Annotated in this window: 25 protein-coding genes; all 25 read right to left on the bottom strand. The window is 43.6% G+C overall.

Features of this window, described 5'->3' with window-relative positions; translation table 11 throughout:
* A partial coding sequence (locus tag C6Y39_RS16115) for a right-handed parallel beta-helix repeat-containing protein (protein WP_146128614.1) occupies nucleotides 1–1937 on the bottom strand: 1937 nt, incomplete at its 3' end.
* A 20-nt stretch (nucleotides 1938–1957) separates the two neighbouring features.
* Nucleotides 1958–2524 (bottom strand): hypothetical protein, encoded by a 567-nt coding sequence (locus C6Y39_RS16110; protein WP_105932253.1) that lies wholly within the window; start codon nucleotides 2522–2524, stop codon nucleotides 1958–1960.
* 432 nt (nucleotides 2525–2956) lie between these two features.
* On the bottom strand, nucleotides 2957–4363 hold the full coding sequence (locus tag C6Y39_RS16105) for a mannose-1-phosphate guanylyltransferase/mannose-6-phosphate isomerase (protein ID WP_105932252.1): 1407 nt from the start codon (nucleotides 4361–4363) through the stop codon (nucleotides 2957–2959).
* A gap of 178 nt (nucleotides 4364–4541) precedes the next feature.
* Complete coding sequence (locus tag C6Y39_RS16100) at nucleotides 4542–6002, bottom strand: phosphohexomutase domain-containing protein (RefSeq protein WP_105932251.1); 1461 nt, start codon at nucleotides 6000–6002, stop codon at nucleotides 4542–4544.
* 96 nt (nucleotides 6003–6098) lie between these two features.
* Nucleotides 6099–6926 (bottom strand): hypothetical protein, encoded by an 828-nt coding sequence (locus C6Y39_RS16095; RefSeq protein WP_146128613.1) that lies wholly within the window; start codon nucleotides 6924–6926, stop codon nucleotides 6099–6101.
* A gap of 235 nt (nucleotides 6927–7161) precedes the next feature.
* Nucleotides 7162–8511, bottom strand: a complete 1350-nt coding sequence (locus C6Y39_RS16090) for a flagellin N-terminal helical domain-containing protein (RefSeq protein ID WP_105932249.1) — start codon at nucleotides 8509–8511, stop codon at nucleotides 7162–7164.
* Between the two features lie 266 nt (nucleotides 8512–8777).
* Nucleotides 8778–9179 (bottom strand): 50S ribosomal protein L17, encoded by a 402-nt coding sequence (gene rplQ / locus C6Y39_RS16080; RefSeq protein WP_012519212.1) that lies wholly within the window; start codon nucleotides 9177–9179, stop codon nucleotides 8778–8780.
* A gap of 41 nt (nucleotides 9180–9220) precedes the next feature.
* Entirely contained in the window at nucleotides 9221–10210 is a 990-nt protein-coding gene (locus C6Y39_RS16075) for a DNA-directed RNA polymerase subunit alpha (RefSeq protein WP_105932247.1), read from the bottom strand.
* 19 nt (nucleotides 10211–10229) lie between these two features.
* Nucleotides 10230–10850, bottom strand: a complete 621-nt coding sequence (gene rpsD, locus C6Y39_RS16070; RefSeq protein WP_012519214.1) for a 30S ribosomal protein S4 — start codon at nucleotides 10848–10850, stop codon at nucleotides 10230–10232.
* Nucleotides 10851–10874: 24 nt separating this feature from the next.
* Entirely contained in the window at nucleotides 10875–11267 is a 393-nt protein-coding gene (rpsK, locus tag C6Y39_RS16065; RefSeq protein ID WP_012519215.1) for a 30S ribosomal protein S11, read from the bottom strand.
* Between the two features lie 14 nt (nucleotides 11268–11281).
* Nucleotides 11282–11638: a 30S ribosomal protein S13 gene (rpsM, locus tag C6Y39_RS16060; protein WP_012519216.1), complete on the bottom strand. Its 357-nt coding sequence runs from the start codon at nucleotides 11636–11638 to the stop codon at nucleotides 11282–11284.
* A gap of 174 nt (nucleotides 11639–11812) precedes the next feature.
* Nucleotides 11813–11929, bottom strand: a complete 117-nt coding sequence (rpmJ, locus tag C6Y39_RS16055) for a 50S ribosomal protein L36 (protein WP_012519217.1) — start codon at nucleotides 11927–11929, stop codon at nucleotides 11813–11815.
* A gap of 38 nt (nucleotides 11930–11967) precedes the next feature.
* Nucleotides 11968–13287 (bottom strand): preprotein translocase subunit SecY, encoded by a 1320-nt coding sequence (secY, locus tag C6Y39_RS16050; protein WP_014977524.1) that lies wholly within the window; start codon nucleotides 13285–13287, stop codon nucleotides 11968–11970.
* A gap of 5 nt (nucleotides 13288–13292) precedes the next feature.
* Nucleotides 13293–13727 carry a 50S ribosomal protein L15 gene (rplO, locus tag C6Y39_RS16045; protein ID WP_105932246.1) on the bottom strand — a complete coding sequence of 145 codons (435 nt, stop codon included), beginning with the start codon at nucleotides 13725–13727 and terminating at the stop codon, nucleotides 13293–13295.
* 3 nt (nucleotides 13728–13730) lie between these two features.
* A complete protein-coding gene (rpmD, locus tag C6Y39_RS16040) occupies nucleotides 13731–13910 on the bottom strand; it encodes a 50S ribosomal protein L30 (RefSeq protein WP_014950907.1) in 180 nt (59 codons plus the stop codon).
* Nucleotides 13911–13916: 6 nt separating this feature from the next.
* Nucleotides 13917–14417, bottom strand: a complete 501-nt coding sequence (gene rpsE, locus C6Y39_RS16035; RefSeq protein WP_012519221.1) for a 30S ribosomal protein S5 — start codon at nucleotides 14415–14417, stop codon at nucleotides 13917–13919.
* 9 nt (nucleotides 14418–14426) lie between these two features.
* Nucleotides 14427–14780, bottom strand: a complete 354-nt coding sequence (rplR, locus tag C6Y39_RS16030; protein WP_105932260.1) for a 50S ribosomal protein L18 — start codon at nucleotides 14778–14780, stop codon at nucleotides 14427–14429.
* 12 nt (nucleotides 14781–14792) lie between these two features.
* The gene (gene rplF, locus C6Y39_RS16025; RefSeq protein ID WP_105932245.1) at nucleotides 14793–15326 is read right to left on the bottom strand and encodes a 50S ribosomal protein L6; all 534 of its coding nucleotides are present in this window, start codon (nucleotides 15324–15326) and stop codon (nucleotides 14793–14795) included.
* A 13-nt stretch (nucleotides 15327–15339) separates the two neighbouring features.
* Nucleotides 15340–15732, bottom strand: coding sequence for a 30S ribosomal protein S8 (gene rpsH / locus C6Y39_RS16020; RefSeq protein WP_105932244.1), 393 nt, complete (start codon nucleotides 15730–15732; stop codon nucleotides 15340–15342).
* 13 nt (nucleotides 15733–15745) lie between these two features.
* Complete coding sequence (gene rpsN / locus C6Y39_RS16015; protein WP_105932243.1) at nucleotides 15746–16051, bottom strand: 30S ribosomal protein S14; 306 nt, start codon at nucleotides 16049–16051, stop codon at nucleotides 15746–15748.
* 12 nt (nucleotides 16052–16063) lie between these two features.
* Nucleotides 16064–16603 (bottom strand): 50S ribosomal protein L5, encoded by a 540-nt coding sequence (gene rplE / locus C6Y39_RS16010; protein ID WP_014950911.1) that lies wholly within the window; start codon nucleotides 16601–16603, stop codon nucleotides 16064–16066.
* A gap of 17 nt (nucleotides 16604–16620) precedes the next feature.
* Complete coding sequence (gene rplX / locus C6Y39_RS16005; protein ID WP_014950912.1) at nucleotides 16621–16935, bottom strand: 50S ribosomal protein L24; 315 nt, start codon at nucleotides 16933–16935, stop codon at nucleotides 16621–16623.
* Nucleotides 16936–16947: 12 nt separating this feature from the next.
* Nucleotides 16948–17316: a 50S ribosomal protein L14 gene (gene rplN / locus C6Y39_RS16000; protein ID WP_012519228.1), complete on the bottom strand. Its 369-nt coding sequence runs from the start codon at nucleotides 17314–17316 to the stop codon at nucleotides 16948–16950.
* Between the two features lie 221 nt (nucleotides 17317–17537).
* Nucleotides 17538–19646 carry a GAF domain-containing hybrid sensor histidine kinase/response regulator gene (locus C6Y39_RS15995; protein WP_105932242.1) on the bottom strand — a complete coding sequence of 703 codons (2109 nt, stop codon included), beginning with the start codon at nucleotides 19644–19646 and terminating at the stop codon, nucleotides 17538–17540.
* A 129-nt stretch (nucleotides 19647–19775) separates the two neighbouring features.
* Nucleotides 19776–21170: a DUF4397 domain-containing protein gene (locus tag C6Y39_RS15990; protein ID WP_105932241.1), complete on the bottom strand. Its 1395-nt coding sequence runs from the start codon at nucleotides 21168–21170 to the stop codon at nucleotides 19776–19778.
* Between the last annotated feature and the right edge of the window lie 183 nt (nucleotides 21171–21353).

Below are 21353 nucleotides of genomic sequence, written 5' to 3'. Positions count from 1 at the left end.
GCGTAACCGCCGTTACCGTAGATGTCGTTGCCGTTAATGACTGGGTTTGCGTAGTTGTGAAGACTTATACCGTAATCATCATTATTGATGATGCTATTTCCGCTTATCTCGAACGCCTCGCTACCGTTGTTTTCGTAGTAGCTGATAAACACACCTGCACCATTACCTTCTATTTGGTTACCTACAATAGAAGGCACAATGTAACCACTGATATACAAACCAACACTGCTGTAGTAGTCATCTTGGCCATTATTCGTAATGGTATTGTTGTGCACCGTCGCCCGCGTCGTATTGGATTCGCTATAAAGACGTATGCCTGAACCACTGTTGGCATCGACAACGTTATCACTTACATCAATAGTGTTATGATTACTTAGCGTGAGGCTTATACCGTTGCCACTGTTATCGCTTACCGTATTACCCGTGACCGTCGCCGTATAATCATTCGCGTTATTACCCCACGAATAACTGTAGCCATAAATACCTTCACCTTGGTTGTGACTGATAACGTTATCCGTTATCGCCACGTCACCATCTAAATACTCTAGCTGTATACCACCATTGCCATTGTAAGTAATGGTGTTGCCATGCAACGTAACGTCATCAAGACTGTAAAGATAAATACTTGAACCATTATTCTCAATGGTGTTGTTGTTAATTGCCCACGTTGCGTTGCCGTAGTTAGCCGTTAGTGCATAACCGGCGTTGTCGTGAATATGGTTGTGTGACACCGTCACCGTACTGTCATTGTACGTGTCAAAAATATTGAGTGCTTGGCGGTTGTTCGCCAATTCACTATGGGTAACGCTAAATACGTCATCGTTGTAGATGCTATACGTTTCTATGCCGTAGTCGCTATATTCCATTCGCATATGCGTAGCACTTAACGAACCGCTATTAATACGAATACCGCCCCAGTCACCCATTTCGCCGTTACGGTTGCTGCTGGTCAATATCACCTTTTCATCTTCGCTGCCCGCGACAACCACGTTACCGTCTATCAATAACTCACTGTCATAAGGGTTTTGGCCATCAGATGTGTCGTCACTATTCGCTAAGAACAACACTTCTACGCCTGCCATAATGGTTAACGTGACATCTGATGAAACGGTAATATCGCCCGTAATAAGGTAAGGGCTATTCTCTTTTGTCCACACCGTGTCTTTGATTAACGTTGCGCCTGGCAGCACCGTGGCCGCATACAGCGCCGTGGTACGCACTTGCTCTGCATCACCCCAATCACCTGCTGCATCATTATAAACCGCCGTGATCAAGTCGCCCGTTTGGATATCAAGCAGACCATCGCCTTCTACCGCTGTCGCCGCTTCATTGACCGCAATGCTACCGGTAAATACGCCGCTATCCACATCCGTTTCGGTAAGCGTAACGGTTTCACCTACAATCGTACCCGCGGTAGTTGAGAACGTGAAACTATCACCCGTGTTAAACCCAATTGTGCCTGCGTCTATCTTAAAGCGTACTTCGCTGTTGTCGGTCACATAGGCTTTATCGTTTGCATAGATATCATATTGCCTACTTTGTAAGCCCGACTCACTACCCGTGACGATAAATGAATATGAGTTGACCGCCGTGACGGTCCACGCTTCCGTTAGCGTATCGTAGCCTGTGCCCACAATGCGCAATGTGCCATCACCAACGTTATTCTTCCCAGCAGCTGGCAAAGTATGGCTTGGCTTGTCGCCCGTATTTTCTGTTTCTGAAGTGATAAGAACTTGTATCGTCTCGACGGCAGACAAATTACTATTTAGATCAGAGTCTGATACTTCAACGCGGACAGTATCGCCACTTGAATACGTGAGTACTTTGAGGCCTTCTTCATCGATTAGGCTAATGGATCCAGTCTCTGATGCTGAAGCCAAGAATGGAGACATTAGGCCAAAGGCGAGTGCCGGCAATGACTTCTGATAGAACTTCATCTGTTACATCCTCTGTATTTTTATTTATTCTTTTTGTGTACGATTTCTATTGATTCGACTCTTGTGGAGTTCTTATTACTTTCCAAAGTATTTGGAGTAAAAGTCCATTTAATATGCTGACCTTCCGATAACTTGTTAGGCAATAGACGTTTGTTTATGATCAACATATGTTCTTTTTGCTTTGTATTCACAGCGATATAAATATCATCAGCAACCGTTTGTGTAGATAAAACTACGCCTGAAAGCTGAACATTATTAATTAACTCTACAATATATAAGTCTGGGTAGGTTTTACCATCACTCTGTCTGAGGTATTGAGAAGCTTTTCTTGCGTTTCTCCAATGCACAGTGGCGCCAACTTTTAATGACGAGTTTGCGTTAGCACTTGCTAAATCTAATGAAGTGCCATCTGATAATTCAACATTTAAAAATGTGTATCCTTTACCGAAGGAGACAGAGTTGACTTTGCCTTCATTTGAAGCTTTTACAGCCTCGATAGAATACACGGCATGAGGCGCGGCTAGCATCAAAAAAGAGAATAGAATGAGAAATGAATTATTCAAAAACTTACGAAGATAGACAGTCACTGCCTTGCACTCCCTGCTTTACTGCGGTTCCATACTTTGGAGATGCTCTTAGGCACCTCTATTTTCGTAAATATTATCCTATAAAAGATTAATAGACAATAAAGCAGGTATACACCTGCTTTATTGTAACCGTACAAAAAAATTTATACATTCACATAGCTGACTATCAGTTGATAGTTACCCAGCCTGTAGAGACTACATCTACATAAGCTCTATCATTGATCTCTAAACCGTTCATAAGATAAATATACGACTGACCACTTTGTGTTTGTCGCCAAAAGATATCGTTAATAATTTCTACTATTGTTGTCGATCAAGCCATATAAAGCATACAGAATGCAGTGATGAGTTAAAAAGGGTTTGCTGTTAAATAGGCTTACTGGGTTGGGAATCAACCCAGTAGTGTGTATTTATAATACTGCGCGTTAAAGCCTACTTAGCTACACGCCCATATCGATCAGAGAAACGAACAATATCGTCTTCGCCAAGATATGCGCCAGACTGCACTTCAATAAGCTCTAGCGGGATCTTACCTGGGTTTTCTAGTGCATGAACAGCGCCGATAGGAATATAAACTGACTCGTTTTCTGTAACTAACTGCGTTTCTTCATTAATGGTTACGTTTGCGCTGCCCGATACTACAATCCAATGCTCTGCACGATGATGGTGCATTTGAACAGATAGTTTCTCACCAGGCTTAACCGTAATACGTTTTACTTGGAAACGAGCACCGCTATCTATAGAGTCGTAGCTACCCCATGGGCGGAATACTTCACGGTGGAATTCAAACTCTGGGCGATGCTCTGCTTTAAGTTTATTTACTACCGTTTTAATGCTTTGCGCATCATCCTTGTGGGCTACCATAACGGCATCTTTGGTTTCTACTACGATAACATCTTCTAGCCCGATTACAGAAACCAAACGCTGCTCAGCATTTACGTAACTGTTTTTTGTGTTTTCTAGAATAGTATCGCCTACAGTAGCATTACCGTTTTCGTCTTTTTCAGCAGTTTCCCATAGCGAAGACCAACTGCCCACATCGCTCCAACCTGCATCTAGTGGAACCATGGCAGCGCTATCTGTTTTTTCCATTACCGCGTAATCGATTGAATCGTCTGGGCAGGTCGCAAAAATGTCGTGGTCTACACGGATGAAATCTAGGTCAGGTGTTTCTGTATCGATAGCACGCTTACACACGTCTAGCATTTCAGGGTTATATTTCTGTAGCTCTTCCAAGTAACGGCTTGCTTTGAACATAAACATACCGCTGTTCCAGTAGTAACTCCCAGAATCTACATATTCTTTTGCAGTTTCCAAAGCAGGCTTTTCTACAAACTGCGCAACTTCAAAACCATCGCCCGCTTGCTCGCCCGCTTTGATATATCCATAACCCGTATGCGGCTGGTTAGGAACAATACCGAAAGTAACAAGTTTACCCTGCTCTGCTAGCTTTTCGGCTTTAGCAATAGCAGCGTGAAACGCTTGGTTGTCTTTAATAAGGTGATCTGCAGCTAATACCAGAAGCACTGGATCTTCGCCATTAATGGTGGCGTGTAGTGCCGCTAGTGCTATTGCCGGAGCAGTATTACGACCAACAGGCTCTAGAAGAATACCGCCGTGTTGGATATTTTTTTGGCGAAGCTGTTCTGCAACTAAAAAGCGATGAGCGTCATTACAAATAAAAATTGGATTCTGAGCTGGTGTGCCTTTTAAGCGAGTTATCGTGTCTTGCAGCATTGTGCTGTCTGATGTGAGAGACAGAAACTGCTTTGGAAGTGCTGCACGAGACTTTGGCCATAAGCGACTACCTGAGCCGCCAGCTAATACTACTGGTTTCATTTGTAATATCCTTGATGTGTGGGTGCTTTGCCCACGTCCTAATAGTTATATATTCAGCGGTTAGTATACAAAGGTTTGTATTGCGATTAAATGGCAAAAACTAGGTAGCAATAAAAATAGGGCAACGTTCAGCACTTTCGCCCTATCTTTATTTTAAATTTTAGCGTTCGGCTTTTACTTATTCAGCGCGTATAAGGGCTAACACCTCTTTAGTTTTCTCTTCCATTAGAGAAATATTGCCCTTACTTTCTACATTTAAGCGAATTACCGGCTCTGTATTCGATTTACGTAAATTAAAGCGCCAATCGTCAAACTCTAAACCTAGACCATCGGTAGCATCAACAACGCTTGCTAAGGGTTGATACCTGTTAGTCACTCGTTCTAGCGCTGCATCAGCATCTTTAAGTTTACTGTTTATCTCACCTGAAGAAGGGAACGCCTTTATTCGCTCTTTCACCATACTGGCTAGGGTTTGCTGTTTCACGCACACAAGTTCTGCAATTAATAACCATGGGATCATACCTGAATCACAGTAAGCGAAATCGCGAAAATAATGGTGTGCACTCATTTCACCGCCGTATACGGCATCTTCTTTACGCATTCTTTCTTTAATAAATGCATGGCCCGTTTTTGACTTAATTGGCGTGCCGCCAGCGTTTGCCACAATGTCTTCAGTGTTCCAATACACCCGCGGATCGTAAATAATTTTGCTATCAGTATTTTTTTCTATAAATGCTTCAGCGAGAAGACCTACGATATAGTAGCCTTCTATAAACTCACCGTCTGCATCGAATAAAAAACAGCGGTCGAAATCACCATCCCAGGCTATACCAAAATCAGCACCTGAAGCTTTTACTGCATTGGCAGTATCTGCCCGGTTTTCTGGTAGCAAGGGGTTAGGAATACCGTTTGGGAAAGTGCCATCTGCATTGTGGTGTACTTTAATGAATTCAATAGGCACCTTTAGTCTTTGCATTTCATGCTCAATGGCATCGAGAACTGGACCAGCCGCACCATTGCCTGCATTAACCACAACTTTAAGAGGTGTAAAGTTATTAAGCTCAACATACGACAGCATGTGAGTAACATAATTTTTCATGCACGATTGTTTGGAATACTGCCCCGTCTCTTCCAGCTTCTCTATTGCTATATGCGCGTGCCCGTTAAAAAAAGCATCAGCATCGATAAATGCACCAGAAGTATAATAAGATAGACGACCTGAAACGTACTCTTCGCTTAATGCTTCTGCGCGTACTTTTATTGCGTTTAAGCCTGTATCGCCACTTATTGGAACAGAACCAGCTTTTACAAGCTTCATGCCATTGTAATTTATCGGGTTATGGCTGGCAGTAACTTCTATACCGCCATCAACACCTAAATGTTTAGTTGCAAAATATATTTCTTCTGTGCCAGCCATTCCAATATCAGTCACTTTGGCACCGGCATCAATCAAGCCAGCGCTTAGTGCTAGCTTTAAGGGCGTAGAGGTTAAACGAACATCACTACCAACCACTACCGTTTTTGCACTTAGTTCAGCAGCAAATGCATAGCCAATTCTGTATGCTATTTCTTCGGTAAGTTGTGAATTTAATTCACCTCGAATGTCATAGGCCTTAAAGCACGTAATTTGGCTTCCCATTTCTTGTTTTTTCCTTGCTATTAAAGATATATCAATAATCAAAACATCTAATGTGGTTAGTTTACTGTAAAAAGTGCTTCGACAGTAGCCGCCTGATTAAGCGCCCAGCAGCTTTCGCTGTAGTTTGTATCTTTTCTTAATAGAGAAGAAATCCATATCTAAGAGATAGTCATCGACATTTTTCATCTCGACATTCAATCCATATTTTGTCTTCAAATAGTGTAGTGCATGCCAACTTTTTGCTTTAACTTGGTGAACGCACTCTCTCGATAACACCAATCCTTTATTGTTCTCAAAAAGCGTTCTTGTTGAGATACGCTCCGCTTCAGGTCGCTTACCCTCTCTATTCGCAATCAAATAAAATAACGTACGAGTATTCGTTAAGCTTTTATTTTTTCTTTTGACTGGCTTTAAAGTTAAAGTCTCGATTTGTGTCCCTGTGATTTTATTCAGCTTATAATAAAAATTAGCCAAGAAAGCTGAACCCGATAGCTTGTTACTATTGAACTCCGAGACATGAATATTTGCCTTTCCTATTGCCTCTTCCCACATAGGTAAGATTCTATCAATTTGTAAGTATTCGAAGTGCTGTAAGATAAATTCCGCTGGTTCGAGAGTACAAGATTGGCGTCTTATCCACTCTTTATATTTATCATTGAAATACAGAACAGGGTCTTTAACAAACAAGAGAAGATGTACATCAAAGCTTTCAGCCAACAACTTAAGTGCGTCGGGCGCTATGTCTAATCGAAACAAGTCTTCATGAGAAATAATTATGTCATTTTGAGACAAAGCTTTGAGTTCCTCTATGACTTCTATAAGTTTTTGTTTCGAGTAATGATGCTTTTTGAGTAAATTACTTAAATGCAAATGTCGATGACCAACTTCCTCATCGAAGCTTAAGCCAATTTCTGGGTAAATCATGTTATGTTGTCCCAGAACCTTGTTGTTTAAGAAAAGTGAATCCTGAATTGAAGACGAGCCCGTCTTGTGCATTCCTGAGTGAATGATCAATTTCTTATGTTCAGGCTTGATGATTTTCTCCTTTTATAAAATTACCAAGGTTTAAGGTTAACCAAACGTACATAGATTTTAGTTTAGATAGAAGTAATACAGACTTCATTACCACCAACGATTTCTAATCGAGAACATAACCTTTCTAATTATTACTGACAGAACTAAGCAACCCCAAAACCTGTTCATCAGTAGATCTAGCTTGTGCCCTTACAGAAATACTGGCTTGCTCAACAATTTCCGCCTGTGTAGATTTAGCGGTTTCTGCAGCGAAGTCTGTATCGAGGATTTGAGAACGGGCTGCCATTAAGCCCTCGTGTATACGGTCATTGAGTTTTAGGGCCGACTCCATTTGATTCATCTTTGCGCCGTAAAACGCTCGGCTTTCGCTAACATATTCCAATGCATCATCAATTTGCTGTAACGCCACTTCTGCATTTTCAAAGGTAAGCACATCGCTTTCAACCATGTCTAGGTCAGATAAACCCACTGGCGTTTTAGTTAAGTTTATAAAATCTGTGCCATCGCTAAGCGAGTTAGTAGCAGTGATATCTACAGGGCCCGCTTCAAAGCTATTTCCACCGCTTCCTGCAGCACCCAACGTATCCCAATCTACTGTGGCATTAAATACGCCTTGCCCCACTACTGAAATAATGAGCGGCTCGCTCGTATTATCAATGGTTAAGCTTTCTGTTGTGATGCCTGGGTGCTGATCGCCTGAGAAAGTGAACGTTGTTCCGTTAATCGTACCAGAACCGCTAGTAATTAAAGAACTACCATCGTAGCTTGCCGTTGGTGCATACCCTTCTTCTGGTAGGAATAAAAAACGTTTGATGTCACTCGTTGAGTTTACGTTATTAGTACTCCACACATTGTCAGACAGTGGGGTACCAACTAGATGCCTACCTCTAGTTGTAAATACCTGCAGATCATCGTCTGCTGAAAAGCTATCAATATCTATAGATATATTTGTTGAACCAGCTGGAATGTAGGCTACAGAACGTAAGCCACTGCTCAATTGAACTGTATTACCCTTTACAAAAGTATCACCTATTGAAGGTACGTTATCTGACAATAAGTCGTTATCACCTAGCAAAGGCAATCGGTTAAACGCTTCGGTGTTGTAGGCTATTCCGTTTAGTGCGTTTTTTAATTGCTGAAATTCTTTATCTATTGCGCGTCTATCCGCATCAGTGTTAATGCCGTTTTGAGACTGCATCGCTAATTGCCGCATACGCTGCAATATATCGGCAGATTCTTGCAGCCCGCCTTCCGCTATTTGTGCATAGCTAATGCCGTCGTTTAAGTTTCTTCGCAATTGGTTTTTCGCCAAGGATTCTGACGTCAACCTATTCGATATTTGTAAACCAGCACTGTCATCTGCAGCTTTATTGATTCTTAGCCCTGAACTTAGCCGCTCGTAAGCGGTTGACAGTGTTTTACTAAACAACGGAGTTGATGATAGCGACTGTGTAAACGACGACGTAGTTAACATAACCTTCCTTGCCATGAAAAACTGAAATACATAAATGGCGAATACTTTATTGGGATGACTTTTAAAATTTGCGTTGCAAAGAAATACAGCAAACTACAAGCCAGAATGATGAATAGAAATATAGAAAAGCAGATCCAGTTGATTGTGCAGATTCAGGGTGAAAAGAATAATGGGCTGAGAGTTGTAACACTGACCCCATTATTCTTTGGGTACAAAAAAAGGGGCCTGAGTTTTCACTCAGGCCCCTTTTTCTAATCGAGTATTAATTACTCTTCAGTTGCTTCTACTGCTTCTTCTTCAGCTTCTACAACTGGACGGTCAACTAGCTCAACATATGCCATTGGGGCATTGTCGCCAGCACGGAAACCGCATTTAAGAATGCGAGTGTAACCGCCTGGGCGAGCTTCGTAACGAGGACCAAGCTCGTTGAATAGTTTACCTACAACCTCTTTGTCACCAGTGCGGGCAAAAGCTAGACGGCGGTTTGCAACGCTGTCTTCTTTAGCCATAGTGATTAGAGGCTCGATTACGCGACGTAATTCTTTCGCTTTTGGTAACGTAGTTTTGATCACTTCGTGCTTGACCAAAGAACCGGCCATGTTTTTGAACATAGCTTGACGATGGCTGCTGTTGCGATTCAACTGACGACCACTCTTACGATGGCGCATAGTTTTATCCTTCTCTACAAATCAGTTTGATAAAAACCTGATTAATCTTTTTCAGCGATGCTCTCTGGCGGCCAGTTTTCTAGGCGCATACCTAGAGAAAGACCACGAGATGCTAGAACATCTTTGATTTCAGTTAGCGATTTCTTACCAAGGTTAGGCGTTTTAAGTAGCTCAACCTCAGTGCGCTGTACCAGGTCACCAATGTACTGGATAGCTTCTGCTTTCAAACAGTTTGCAGAACGTACTGTTAACTCTAGGTCATCTACTGGACGAAGCAGAATCGGATCGAATTCTGGCTTCTCTTCCTTCGCTACTGGCTCAGATACATCACGTAGATCTACGAATGCATCAAGCTGTTCAGCTAGGATGGTTGCAGAACGGCGGATCGCTTCTTCAGGATCCAAAGTACCGTTCGTTTCCATGTCGATGATTAGCTTGTCAAGGTCTGTGCGTTGTTCAACACGAGCAGACTCAACAGTGTAAGCAATACGTTCAACTGGGCTGTATGAAGCATCAACTAACAAACGACCAATTGGACGATCATCTTCTTCAGAGGAGCGACGGGTAGAAGCTGGTACATAACCACGGCCCATTTCTACTTTAATACGCATGCTGATTTCAGCTTCGCCAGTTAAAGTACAAATTAAGTGCTCAGGATTTGTAATTTCTACGTCGCCATCATGCTGAATATCACCAGCAACAACAGGGCCAGCGCCAGATTTCACTAGAGTTAGGGTAGCCTCAGTTTTACCTTCAAGGCGAACCGCTAAACCTTTAAGATTTAGCAAGATTTCGATTACGTCTTCCTGTACACCTTCTTTGGTGCTGTACTCGTGAAGAACGCCATCAATTTCTACCTCTGTAACTGCACATCCTGGCATAGATGACAGTAAAATACGACGTAGGGCGTTACCTAGAGTGTGGCCAAAGCCGCGCTCTAGTGGTTCCAAAGTTACTTTGGCACGAGTAGGAGAAACGTTTTCGATCTCAACTAATCTCGGTTTTAGGAATTCAGTCACAGAACCCACAATGCTTCCTCTTTAGTTAGCTTTACTTAGAGTAAAGTTCGACGATCAACTGTTCGTTAATTTCCGCAGACAAATCAGTTCTTTCTGGAACGCGCTTGAAAGTGCCTTCCATTTTGCTGCTGTCTACTTCAATCCAGGTTGGCTTCTCACGTTGGTCAGCCAGTTCCAAAGCAGCTACGATACGCGCTTGCTTCTTAGCTTTTTCACGAACAGAAACCACGTCTTCGGCAGAAACGTTAAACGATGGGATGTTCACAACTTGACCATTTACCATGATCGCCTTGTGGCTAACTAGCTGACGTGCTTCAGCGCGTGTGCTAGCGAAACCCATACGGTAAACTACGTTGTCAAGACGCTGTTCTAAAAGCTGTAACAAGTTTTCACCTGTGTTGCCTTTTAGACGTGCAGCTTCTTTATAGTAGTTGCGGAATTGCTTTTCCAGAACGCCGTACATACGACGAACTTTTTGTTTTTCACGCAGCTGAACACCGTAGTCAGACAGACGGCCACGACGGGCACCGTGCTGACCAGGCGCTGTATCGATCTTACATTTAGAATCGATTGCGCGAACGCCGCTTTTTAGGAACAGGTCAGTTCCTTCGCGACGGCTAAGTTTGAGTTTTGGACCCAAATATCTTGCCATGATCTTTCTCCAACTGTCCGTCGATTAAACGCGACGTTTTTTCGGTGGACGACAACCGTTGTGAGGAATAGGGGTCACATCGGTAATGTTTGTGATCTTATAACCTGTAGCGTTAAGAGCACGGATCGCAGACTCACGGCCTGGACCTGGACCTTTAACAAAAACTTCAAGGTTCTTAAGACCGTATTCTTGTGCAGCAACACCTGCACGCTCAGCAGCTACCTGTGCAGCAAATGGGGTAGATTTACGTGAACCACGGAAACCTGAACCACCAGATGTCGCCCATGCTAGTGCATTGCCTGAACGGTCTGTAATAGTCACAATTGTGTTGTTGAAAGACGCATGGATATGAGCCATACCGTCTGCAACCTGACGTTTAGCGCGCTTACGCGTGCTACGAGCTGGTGCTTTAGCCATAACTTACTCCCCGTTTACTTCTTAATTGGCTTACGAGGACCTTTACGGGTACGCGCATTAGTTTTAGTGCGCTGACCACGTAGAGGCAAGCTACGACGGTGGCGAATACCACGGAAGCAACCCAGGTCCATCAAACGTTTGATGCTCATAGAGACTTCACGGCGTAAATCACCTTCAACGGTAAATTTAGCCACTTCGTCACGAAGCTTATCAATAGTAGCTTCGTCTAGCTCTTTGATTTTTGTATTTTCTGCAACACCAGCACCCGCACAAATGCTTTTCGCACGTGTGGGACCAACGCCATAGATCGCTTGGATAGCGATTACAGCATGCTTGTGCTCAGGAATGTTAATGCCAGCGATACGGGCCATTAACAGCACTCCTCTTGTTTATTTGTCGACGACCTAAAAAGCCCGATAGGATACTTATCCGTCGACTAAATTGCAAATTAAGGTTCAAAATACTTTAAACAAAACTAGCAGAACCTGATAAGTACAATTCAGGTTCTGCTTTCTTAGCCTTGCAAATATTCTGTACCGCTTTGATTAGCCCTGACGCTGCTTATGCTTTGGGTCAGAACTGCAAATTACGCGCACAACACCGTTGCGCTTGATAACTTTACAGTTACGGCAAATCTTTTTTACTGATGCACGAACTTTCATTACATCTTTCCCCTTTCTATCAATATTAAGGGGCTAACTTATCGGCCGTAGCCTTTAAGGTTAGCTTTCTTCAGCACAGACTCATATTGACTAGACATCAAATGCGTCTGAACTTGTGCCATAAAGTCCATGATAACAACTACGATAATTAGAAGCGACGTACCACCGAAGTAGAACGGAACATTCCACGCAATCAACATGAATTCAGGCACTAAACAAATAAAGGTTATGTACAGTGCGCCAGCCAGTGTAAGGCGAGTCATTACCTTGTCAATGTATCGTGACGTTTGCTCACCCGGGCGGATACCTGGGATGAACGCGCCAGACTTCTTCAAGTTGTCTGCTGTATCACGCGGGTTGAATACCAACGCCGTGTAGAAGAAGCAGAAGAAGATAATCGCAGCTGCGTATAACATCACGTACAGCGGTTGACCAGGAGATAGCATAAGCGCTACATCTTGCAACCACGCTGTTGATTCATTCTGTCCGAACCATCCTGCGATAGTACCCGGGAACAGAATAATGCTAGAAGCAAAGATTGGTGGAATTACACCAGCAATGTTGACTTTTAGCGGTAAATGGGTGCTTTGCGCAGCAAAAACCTGACGGCCTTGCTGACGTTTTGCGTAGTTTACCACAATTCTGCGCTGTCCGCGCTCTACAAATACAACTAGGTATGTAAGAGCAATGACAATTACGCCAATCAACAGTAGGAACAACAAATTAATGTCGCCCTGCCTTGCTTGTTCCGCTGTCTGACCTATCGCTGTTGGCAGACCGGCAACAATACCAGCAAAAATCAATATAGAGATACCGTTACCAATACCTCGTTCGGTAATTTGCTCACCTAACCACATAAGGAACATAGTTCCTGTGACCAGGCTCACTACTGCCGTAAAGTAGAATCCGAAGCCAGGGTTTATCACCAATCCATTAATCAGGTTAGGCAAACCAGTCGAAATTCCAATAGATTGGAAGATAGCCAATACAAGCGTTAAATAACGCGTGTACTGACTAATTTTACGACGGCCTGCTTCGCCTTCTTTTTTAAGCTCCACCATCGGCGGGTGAACCACCGAGAGCAACTGCATAATAATGGATGCAGTAATGTATGGCATAATGCCCAAAGCCAGAACGGATGCACGCTCAAGCGCACCACCGGAGAACATGTTGAACATTTCTACAATGGTGCCTTTTTGTTGCTCGAACAAGTCAGCAAGTACCGCTGGATCGATGCCAGGGATAGGAACGTAAGAACCTAGTCTGAATACAACAATCGCACCAAGTACGAACAACAATCTTGCCTTAAGCTCACTCAAGCCGCTTTTAGCGCCTGAATCCAATCCTGGTTTAGCCATCTAGCTTATTCCTCTACTTTACCGCCAGCAGCTTCAATCGCTTCTTTAGCGCCTTTAGTAACCTTTAACCCGCTTACTGTAACAGCGCGTGAAACTTCACCGCTCTTTACAACTTTAACGAACTGGATTTCTTTCTTAACAAGTCCAGCTGCTTTTAAAGTCTCAAGAGACGCAGTATCACCATCAACCTTCGCGATTTCAGCAAGAGTTACTTGATCAGTAACAAAGCTCTTGCGTGAAGTGAAACCGAACTTAGGAAGGCGACGCTGTAATGGCATCTGACCACCTTCAAATCCTGGCTTAACGCGGCCACCTGAACGGCTTTTTTGACCTTTGTGACCGTGGCCACTCGTTTTACCAAGACCTGAGCCGATACCACGACCAGAACGCTTACCAGTAGGCTTTGAACCTTCGGCTGGAGAAATTGTATTTAAACGCATGTCTTACTCCTCCACTATCTCAACCATGTAATATACACGGTTGATCATGCCACGAACGGCTGGGGTATCTTCCAGTTCACGAACATGGTTGATTTTACGAAGGCCTAAACCTTTAAGCGTAGCTTTGTGCTTTGGCAAGCGGCCAATTGCACTTTTAGTTTGCTTTACTTTAATCGTTGCCATGTCTGATTACCCCAAAATTTCTTCTACAGACAATCCACGCTTCGCAGCAACTTTCGCCGGGCTGTTCATTTCTGTCAGCGCGTTGATTGTTGCACGTACAACGTTGATTGGATTCGTAGAGCCGTAACATTTTGAAAGTACGTTTTGTACACCAGCTACTTCAAGTACTGCACGCATCGCACCACCGGCAATAATACCGGTACCTTCAGATGCTGGCTGCATGTAAACTTTAGAGCCAGAGTGACGACCTTTAATCGGGTGCTGTAACGTGTGACCGTTTAGGTCTACGTCAACCATGTTGCGACGTGCCTTTTCCATTGCTTTTTGGATTGCAGCAGGTACTTCACGTGCCTTACCGTAACCAAAACCAACGCGACCGTTACCGTCACCCACTACTGTCAATGCAGTGAAACTAAAGATACGACCACCTTTAACCACTTTAGATACGCGGTTTACAGCGATCAATTTCTCTAGAAATTCACCATTTTGAACATCTTGTTTAGCCATTATAAACTCCTAGAACTGAAGACCAGCTTCGCGAGCTGCATCAGCTAATGCTTTAACGCGGCCGTGGTATTGGAAACCACTGCGATCGAAAGCCACTGCTTTAATGCCTTTCTCAAGTGCGCGTTCTGCGATTGCTTTACCGACTACCGTCGCTGCTTCAGCGTTACCTGTAGACTTAAGACCTTTTGCAAGATCTTTCTCAACAGTTGAAGCTGCAGCCAACACTTCAGAACCGCAAGGAGCGATTAACTGAGCGTAAATGTGGCGAGGTGTACGGTTTACTACCAAGCGATGCGCGGCCAGTTCACGAATTTTTGCACGTGCGCGAGTAGCGCGACGAATGCGAGCTGTTTTCTTATCCATCGTATCACCCACCTACTTTTTCTTAGCTTCTTTACGACGTACGTTTTCGTCAGCGTAACGAACACCTTTACCTTTGTAAGGCTCTGGTGGACGGTATCCGCGAATGTTCGCCGCAACCTGACCAACCACCTGCTTATCGGCGCCTTTGACGACGATTTCAGTTTGGCTAGGAGTTTCAACCGTAATGCCTTCAGGCATTTGGTATGCTACAGGATGAGAGAAACCTAACGTTAGGTTAAGCGTGTTACCCTGTGCTGCTGCACGGTAACCAACACCTAATAGAGTAAGTTTTTTCTCAAAACCTTGTGAAACACCTTGAACCATTGCATTTAAGATAGAGCGAGCAGTACCTGCTTGTGCCCAGCTATCAGCAAAACCTTCACGTGGAAGTGCTTTAAGTTGGTTCTCTTCCTGTGCAACTTCTACAGCGTCGTTAAAAACGCGGGTCAAAGTGCCTTTACTACCTTTAACAGTGACTTCTTGACCAGAGATAGAAACTTCTACACCTGATACAACGTCTACTGGGGCTTTTGCTATACGTGACATTTCAACTCCTCCGTTATGCTACATAACCGATGATCTCACCGCCCATGCCAGCGTTACGCGCTGCACGGTCAGTCATCACACCTTTAGAAGTCGACACGATAGCTACGCCTAAACCACCCATAACCTTTGGAAGCTCATCTTTTTTCTTATAGATGCGCAGACCAGGACGGCTTACACGTTCAATTGTGTCAATTACTTGCTTGCCTTCGAAGTACTTAAGCGTAACTTCTAAAACAGGCTTAACGTCACCAGAAGCAGTGAAGTCAGTGATATAACCTTCAGCTTTCAATACTTCACAAATTGCAACGCGAAGTTTTGAAGAAGGCATAGTCACAGAAACTTTCTGTGCCATCTGGCCGTTACGGATGCGGGTAAACATATCCGCGATAGGATCTTGCATGCTCATTATCAGCTACTCCTTACCAGCTGGCTTTTTTAAGGCCAGGGACTTCACCGCGCATCGCTGCTTCGCGAAGCTTAATACGGCTAAGACCGAATTTGCGTAGGTAACCATGTGGACGTCCAGTTACACGGCAACGGTTACGTTGACGTGACGCACTAGAGTCACGTGGCAGTTGTTGTAGCTTCAGAACAGCGTCCCAACGCTCTTCTTCAGAAACGTTAACATCGCTGATAATCGCTTTAAGTGCGGCGCGCTTCTCAGCGTACTTAGCTACTAGCTTAGTGCGCTTAGCTTCGCGTGCCTTCATTGATTCTTTTGCCATAACCCTACACCCCTACTTTTTGAATGGGAAGTTAAACGCGTCCAGCAGAGCACGTGCTTCTTCATTTGTATTCGCACTGGTAGTGATAGTGATATCCATACCGCGAACCTTATCCACTTTATCGAAATCGATTTCAGGGAAAATGATTTGCTCACGCACGCCCATGCTGTAGTTACCACGTCCGTCGAATGATTTAGGATTCAAACCACGGAAATCGCGAACACGTGGAATAGCGATTGAAATCAAACGCTCAAGGAATTCCCACATACGCTCGCCGCGTAGGGTTACTTTACAGCCAATCGGATAACCTTCACGGATTTTAAAACCCGCTACTGATTTTCTTGCAACTGTGACTACAGGCTTCTGACCGGCGATAGCCGTCATGTCAGCTTGAGCATTCTCAAGTACCTTTTTGTCAGCAACTGCTTCACCTAAACCCATGTTTAGAGTGATTTTTTCAATCCGAGGGACTTGCATGACGCTTTTGTATCCGAACTGCTTAGCAAGTTCAGCTACTACTGTTTCTTTATAGAAATCATGCAGTTTCGCCATCGTACTCTCCAATATAATTAAACAAGTTCGCCGTTAGACTTGAAGAAACGTACTTTCTTCTCATCTTCGAAACGGAAACCAACGCGATCTGCTTTGCCCGTTGCCGGGTTAACAATCGCAACATTAGAAACGTGAATAGAAGCTTCTTTCTCAACAATGCCACCAGCTACGCCCAATTGTGGGTTTGGCTTAGTGTGCTTCTTGACGAGATTAACGCCTTCTACAATTACACGGTTATCAGCAATAAGCACTTTAAGGACTTTGCCTTGTTTGCCTTTGTCTTTACCCGCTAATACGACTACTTCATCATCACGACGAATTTTATTAGCCATTATCGTGACTCCTTATAGTACCTCTGGGGCCAATGAGATGATTTTCATGAAGTTTTCACTTCTCAACTCACGGGTAACCGGGCCAAAGATACGCGTACCAATTGGTTGCTTGTTTGCATTAAGCATAACAGCCGCGTTACCGTCAAAACGGATGGTAGAACCATCTGCACGACGAACGCCTTTTCTAGTACGCACCACCACTGCGTTCAGTACGTCACCTTTTTTAACTTTACCGCGAGGAATTGCTTCCTTAACAGTAACTTTGATGATGTCACCGATACCTGCATAACGGCGATGCGAGCCACCAAGAACCTTAATACACTGAACCCTGCGAGCGCCGCTGTTGTCTGCAACGTCCAGGTTAGTTTGCATTTGGATCATGTTAGTGCTCCGCTCTTAAATTAAGACTCTCCCGAGTCGTTAGTGCTGCTAAAAAACAACTGGATATCGTTGCTTTTATGTACATACCCCCATAAAAAGGGCGCGAAATAATAACAGAAAACTTTTGGAAGTGATAGCGGTAAATTGAATTATTTTTAGACTATGCGGACAATAAAAAAGCCCCGACTAAAAGTCGGGGCTGATAACCACGTCATAGGTTATCAAGCAGGATCTTTTAGCGCGGATACGTTGTTTTGCATCTGGCTACTGAGATGCCTGAACACACATTCTTTCAAACGACTTACACCAACAGGTTTTGATATGAAGTCATTCATACCGGATTTCAAGCATTTTTCCTTATCGCCTGTTAAAACATTAGCGGTCAACGCAATGATCGGAATTTGCTTTGCCTGCTCTCCTAGCGCCCGTATATGTCTTGTCGCTTCTAAACCGTCCATTACCGGCATGTGGCAGTCCATGAAAATAACAGCATAAGGTGATTTTTCAGCAAATGAGCGTTTTACTTTTTCAACGCCTTCCTTTCCATTAATAGCAAGTTCGCTAGGTAACCCTATTTCTTTTAACTGCTCTTTTATTACTAACTGATTAATTTCGTTATCTTCTACGATAAGCGCTTTTAGCCTGCTTAACTCCTGGCGGGTAGGCGAAAAGTCGTTTCTACTTGCGTATATCTTTTCAATATCGGCGCCTGTCGTGGCATCATCTAACATCAACGTAACGGTAAACCGAGAGCCCACGCCGAGATGACTATTCACATCAACATTACCTTGGTAATGCTCTGCAATTTTGCTCACAAGAGACAAGCCCAGCCCCGTTCCGCCATAACCCCGCTGCGCTGAATTTTCTACCTGCATAAATGGAGAGAATATTAACTTTTGCTGCTGCTCGCTTATACCAATTCCCGTATCTGTCACCACGATTTTTACTTGAAACTTACCCTTTCCATAGCGGATGCAATTCGTTTCTACAGTAACGTTACCTTCTTTAGTGAACTTCATCGCATTATTAAGAAGATTAAGCAAAATTTGCCCTAACCGTAATTTATCAGCTTTGAACACTTTTCCTTTAAGATTTTCTGTACTTACGTTTAATTCGAGCCCTTTTTGCTTAGCCAAACGAGCGAACATGGGCACTTGTTCTTCAATTGTTAGGGCTAAATCAGTCGCCGCTTCTTCAAAAGGAATATCACCTGCCTCAATATTTGAAAAATCTAGTATGTCATTAACAATTTTGAGCAATGAATCTGCGCTCTTTGATGCATTGGAAGCAAGTTCAAACTGTTTGCTATTCAAAGATGTGCCCATCAGCACTTCTAGCATACCTAGCACGCCATGTATGGGAGTACGTATCTCGTGGCTGATTTTGTCTAAAAACTCGCTTCGGGTTTTCAAAGCGTTTTCAGCTAGCTCAGATTTATGTTGTAACACGGCCTTATCAAGATATGTCTGAGTGATGTCCATAGTTGCGCCAATCACTTTTATACAACGTCCATTTTCGATAATAGGGTGTGCTCTGCTCTCCAGCCAACGAGGCTCCCCGGCATCGGTACGTACCTCTAATTCGTACACAAAGTCTTTGCCTGTTTTTATCATATATGCGAAGCGCTCTATGTAGTCTTTGCGCTGAGCATCGTCGGCTATCAAATTGGTCACATCTTCGGGTTTGAGAATTTTTTCTCCGTGCATGTGTAACATGCGCTTGAGTGCACCAGACCAACTAAGTGCCTGCGTATCAAGGTTAAGCTCCCACGTCCCCACGCCAGCAAGATTAGTCACCTGACTGAGTAATAAATTGCGCTCTGCCAGGATTGCTTTTTGTGCATGAAGATTCTCCATTACCTGCTGACGCTCGAGCTCATTACCAATCCACGTTGCCAGCAGCAGCAAATAATCTACCTCTATTGAGGTAAAAGGCTCTTGCCGAGGTGTAAGTGAAGAGAAATTTACGGTACCGAAGAACTCTCCTGATACATTAACCGGTGCTGCTAAATAGCTTTTAAGCGTGTATTTAGCAAAGCAAGGATGTGACGCACCAGGTTCACAATTAATGTCGTGATAAGCAATGTGAGACTGTGCATTTACTACATCTGCACAATAAGTATCAGGAAGCGCAAATAAACTGTTAACGGGTATACTGTCACCTGGCGTTACAACACTTAATATGCTGTATTGCTCGCCTCGGATATTGCTCACAATCCCGGTTTCTAGACCAAGAATTTTCGTCCCCACCGCCAACAGGTTGTGAAGTTTCGTATCTAAAGACATGGTGTGGTCGTTAGAGATTATTTGTAACTCTTTGATGATACTCATGTGCTTCCCAGCCAACGTCAGCAATTAAAAAGGCCGACATATAATATGTCGACCTTTTAAACGTAAAAGAGATTTCAATAATTGAAAGTTTTAGACCTTATCAATTAGTCTAATTACGACACTAACTCATTAATAAAGAATGTTTATTTCATAGCCAGTAGGTGTGTCTGCAGGTTCGACCGTCACGATGTAATTCTCTTCCTCGGTGAAACCAAATAACGCTGTTCTATCAAGCAGCACTTGCTCTTCATTCCCATCCTCATAGACGGCGATCACTTCGTAATAATCAGAGGGCAAAACTTCGCTGGTGCTCTCTGCAAATTCTAGATTCTGTACATCATATTCGGCAGTGTCGATGGTTTCATCATTTCGAACTAAGTAAAAATCAACATCGTCAAAATCACTAACAAGGTTAATAAAGTTTACGGTTTTATCGTATGCCTGAGGCAAACCGCTTTCTACAAATGTTGCTGCGCCAAGAATTTCGTTGGTGTTGTAAATCAATACCGCCTTACTTTCACCTTGATTAAGTGTAATAAGTTTGTTGCTAAGTCCCGATACTGTGCCAGAAGGGTCGGTAACTGTTACGCGGTAGTCGCCGTAGCGAATTGCACTAAACTCTGATAATTCACCAGCGGCCAATGTGAAGCTTACGTCCTCTTCGTCGGTATTACCGCCAAAGGTCACTTGAAGCGGGGTATCAAGGTTGGTTGAGTTGTAGATACGATACTGAGAGTCGGCTTCAACATCGGTAAGCGCCGTCACTGTTGAAGAATTTAGTATGGTGTCAACAACAAGCCCGTCCTGGATCGCCCCGCTTACATCACGAAGCGTCATTACGTATTCTGTCTCGTAAACGAAATCAAGGGTTTGCGACTCGAACAAAACCTCATCACTGCCAGGCTCGGTAAGATAAATGGTGTATTCACCTTCATCGAAATAGTCGCTGTCGTCATCTTTATCCCAGTATTCAAACTCAAGCATATCTGATGTTGTTACCGTACCAAGATAGTTTGCAGCCTCGAATGGATCGCCAGACTCACTCATATAAAAGTCATAAGATGCACCATCCACTGCTACTGATAAGCCGAATAAACGAAAGTGGTCTTCCATTGTCTCACGTTCATATGAATAGGTCGTAAACATTGGTGAGCTAAAGTCGCCACTCATCACCACGATAGTTTTATATCCTTCTTTAAGATCTACCGCTACGGTGTCTATAAAGACTTCCTGATCGTTTGCATCTGTGCGTATGAATTCGAGCTCTAGCTCACCATCATCCATTGAATACATTGACGTTGTGTCACCAAATTGCGCTGAGCCAAAGCTGTCTCCATCTACTTCCCGCATTTCCACATTCGCGCCATTAGGAGACGCATTGTAAAACTGAAGATAAGCATAAGAGTAATCTGAACTGGTGCTGTCTGAGCCACCACACGCAGTAAGCCCCACGAGGGCAGTAAATCCCATTGCCAGTGTGCGGAACCAGGTTCCAGTAAGCAAAGAATGAGAGGTCAATTGCATAAATTGAATGTCCTTTAAAATTTTTCTTTTGTTGGATGAGTGCTAGTGTCCAACGGAATAGGCACAGTTGAAGTGCTTTATGGGCACGCACAATACAGCGATATGGCTGTCTTAGATGGGATTAGTTCTTGGCTTTACGCTATCTTTGCAAAGCTGACATATCTTTATAAAACGTTGGCCGTT

It is taken from the genome of Alteromonas gracilis, from assembly GCF_002993325.1.
GTDB lineage: Bacteria > Pseudomonadota > Gammaproteobacteria > Enterobacterales > Alteromonadaceae > Alteromonas > Alteromonas gracilis.
This window is presented reverse-complemented; position numbering and strand designations above follow the sequence as displayed.

Bases quoted from the DNA above. Each gene is read 5' to 3' on its own strand.
- rplN (WP_012519228.1), bottom strand. From the start codon at position 17,316: ATGATCCAAATGCAAACTAACCTGGACGTTGCAGACAACAGCGGCGCT.
- C6Y39_RS16095 (WP_146128613.1), bottom strand. From the start codon at position 6,926: ATGATTTACCCAGAAATTGGCTTAAGCTTCGATGAGGAAGTTGGTCAT.
- rplF (WP_105932245.1), bottom strand. From the start codon at position 15,326: ATGTCACGTATAGCAAAAGCCCCAGTAGACGTTGTATCAGGTGTAGAA.
- C6Y39_RS16100 (WP_105932251.1), bottom strand. From the start codon at position 6,002: ATGGGAAGCCAAATTACGTGCTTTAAGGCCTATGACATTCGAGGTGAA.
- C6Y39_RS15995 (WP_105932242.1), bottom strand. From the start codon at position 19,646: ATGAGTATCATCAAAGAGTTACAAATAATCTCTAACGACCACACCATG.
- C6Y39_RS16090 (WP_105932249.1), bottom strand. From the start codon at position 8,511: ATGTTAACTACGTCGTCGTTTACACAGTCGCTATCATCAACTCCGTTG.
- rplE (WP_014950911.1), bottom strand. From the start codon at position 16,603: ATGGCGAAACTGCATGATTTCTATAAAGAAACAGTAGTAGCTGAACTT.
- rpsM (WP_012519216.1), bottom strand. From the start codon at position 11,638: ATGGCCCGTATCGCTGGCATTAACATTCCTGAGCACAAGCATGCTGTA.
- C6Y39_RS15990 (WP_105932241.1), bottom strand. From the start codon at position 21,170: ATGCAATTGACCTCTCATTCTTTGCTTACTGGAACCTGGTTCCGCACA.
- secY (WP_014977524.1), bottom strand. From the start codon at position 13,287: ATGGCTAAACCAGGATTGGATTCAGGCGCTAAAAGCGGCTTGAGTGAG.
- rplX (WP_014950912.1), bottom strand. From the start codon at position 16,935: ATGGCTAATAAAATTCGTCGTGATGATGAAGTAGTCGTATTAGCGGGT.
- rplQ (WP_012519212.1), bottom strand. From the start codon at position 9,179: ATGCGCCATCGTAAGAGTGGTCGTCAGTTGAATCGCAACAGCAGCCAT.
- rplR (WP_105932260.1), bottom strand. From the start codon at position 14,780: ATGGATAAGAAAACAGCTCGCATTCGTCGCGCTACTCGCGCACGTGCA.
- rpsD (WP_012519214.1), bottom strand. From the start codon at position 10,850: ATGGCAAGATATTTGGGTCCAAAACTCAAACTTAGCCGTCGCGAAGGA.
- rpsE (WP_012519221.1), bottom strand. From the start codon at position 14,417: ATGGCTAAACAAGATGTTCAAAATGGTGAATTTCTAGAGAAATTGATC.
- rpsH (WP_105932244.1), bottom strand. From the start codon at position 15,732: ATGAGCATGCAAGATCCTATCGCGGATATGTTTACCCGCATCCGTAAC.
- C6Y39_RS16105 (WP_105932252.1), bottom strand. From the start codon at position 4,363: ATGAAACCAGTAGTATTAGCTGGCGGCTCAGGTAGTCGCTTATGGCCA.
- rpmJ (WP_012519217.1), bottom strand. From the start codon at position 11,929: ATGAAAGTTCGTGCATCAGTAAAAAAGATTTGCCGTAACTGTAAAGTT.
- rplO (WP_105932246.1), bottom strand. From the start codon at position 13,727: ATGCGTTTAAATACAATTTCTCCAGCCGAAGGTTCAAAGCCTACTGGT.
- rpmD (WP_014950907.1), bottom strand. From the start codon at position 13,910: ATGGCAACGATTAAAGTAAAGCAAACTAAAAGTGCAATTGGCCGCTTG.
- rpsN (WP_105932243.1), bottom strand. From the start codon at position 16,051: ATGGCAAAAGAATCAATGAAGGCACGCGAAGCTAAGCGCACTAAGCTA.
- rpsK (WP_012519215.1), bottom strand. From the start codon at position 11,267: ATGGCTAAAGCACCAGCTCGTAGCACGCGTAAGCGCGCTAAACGTCAG.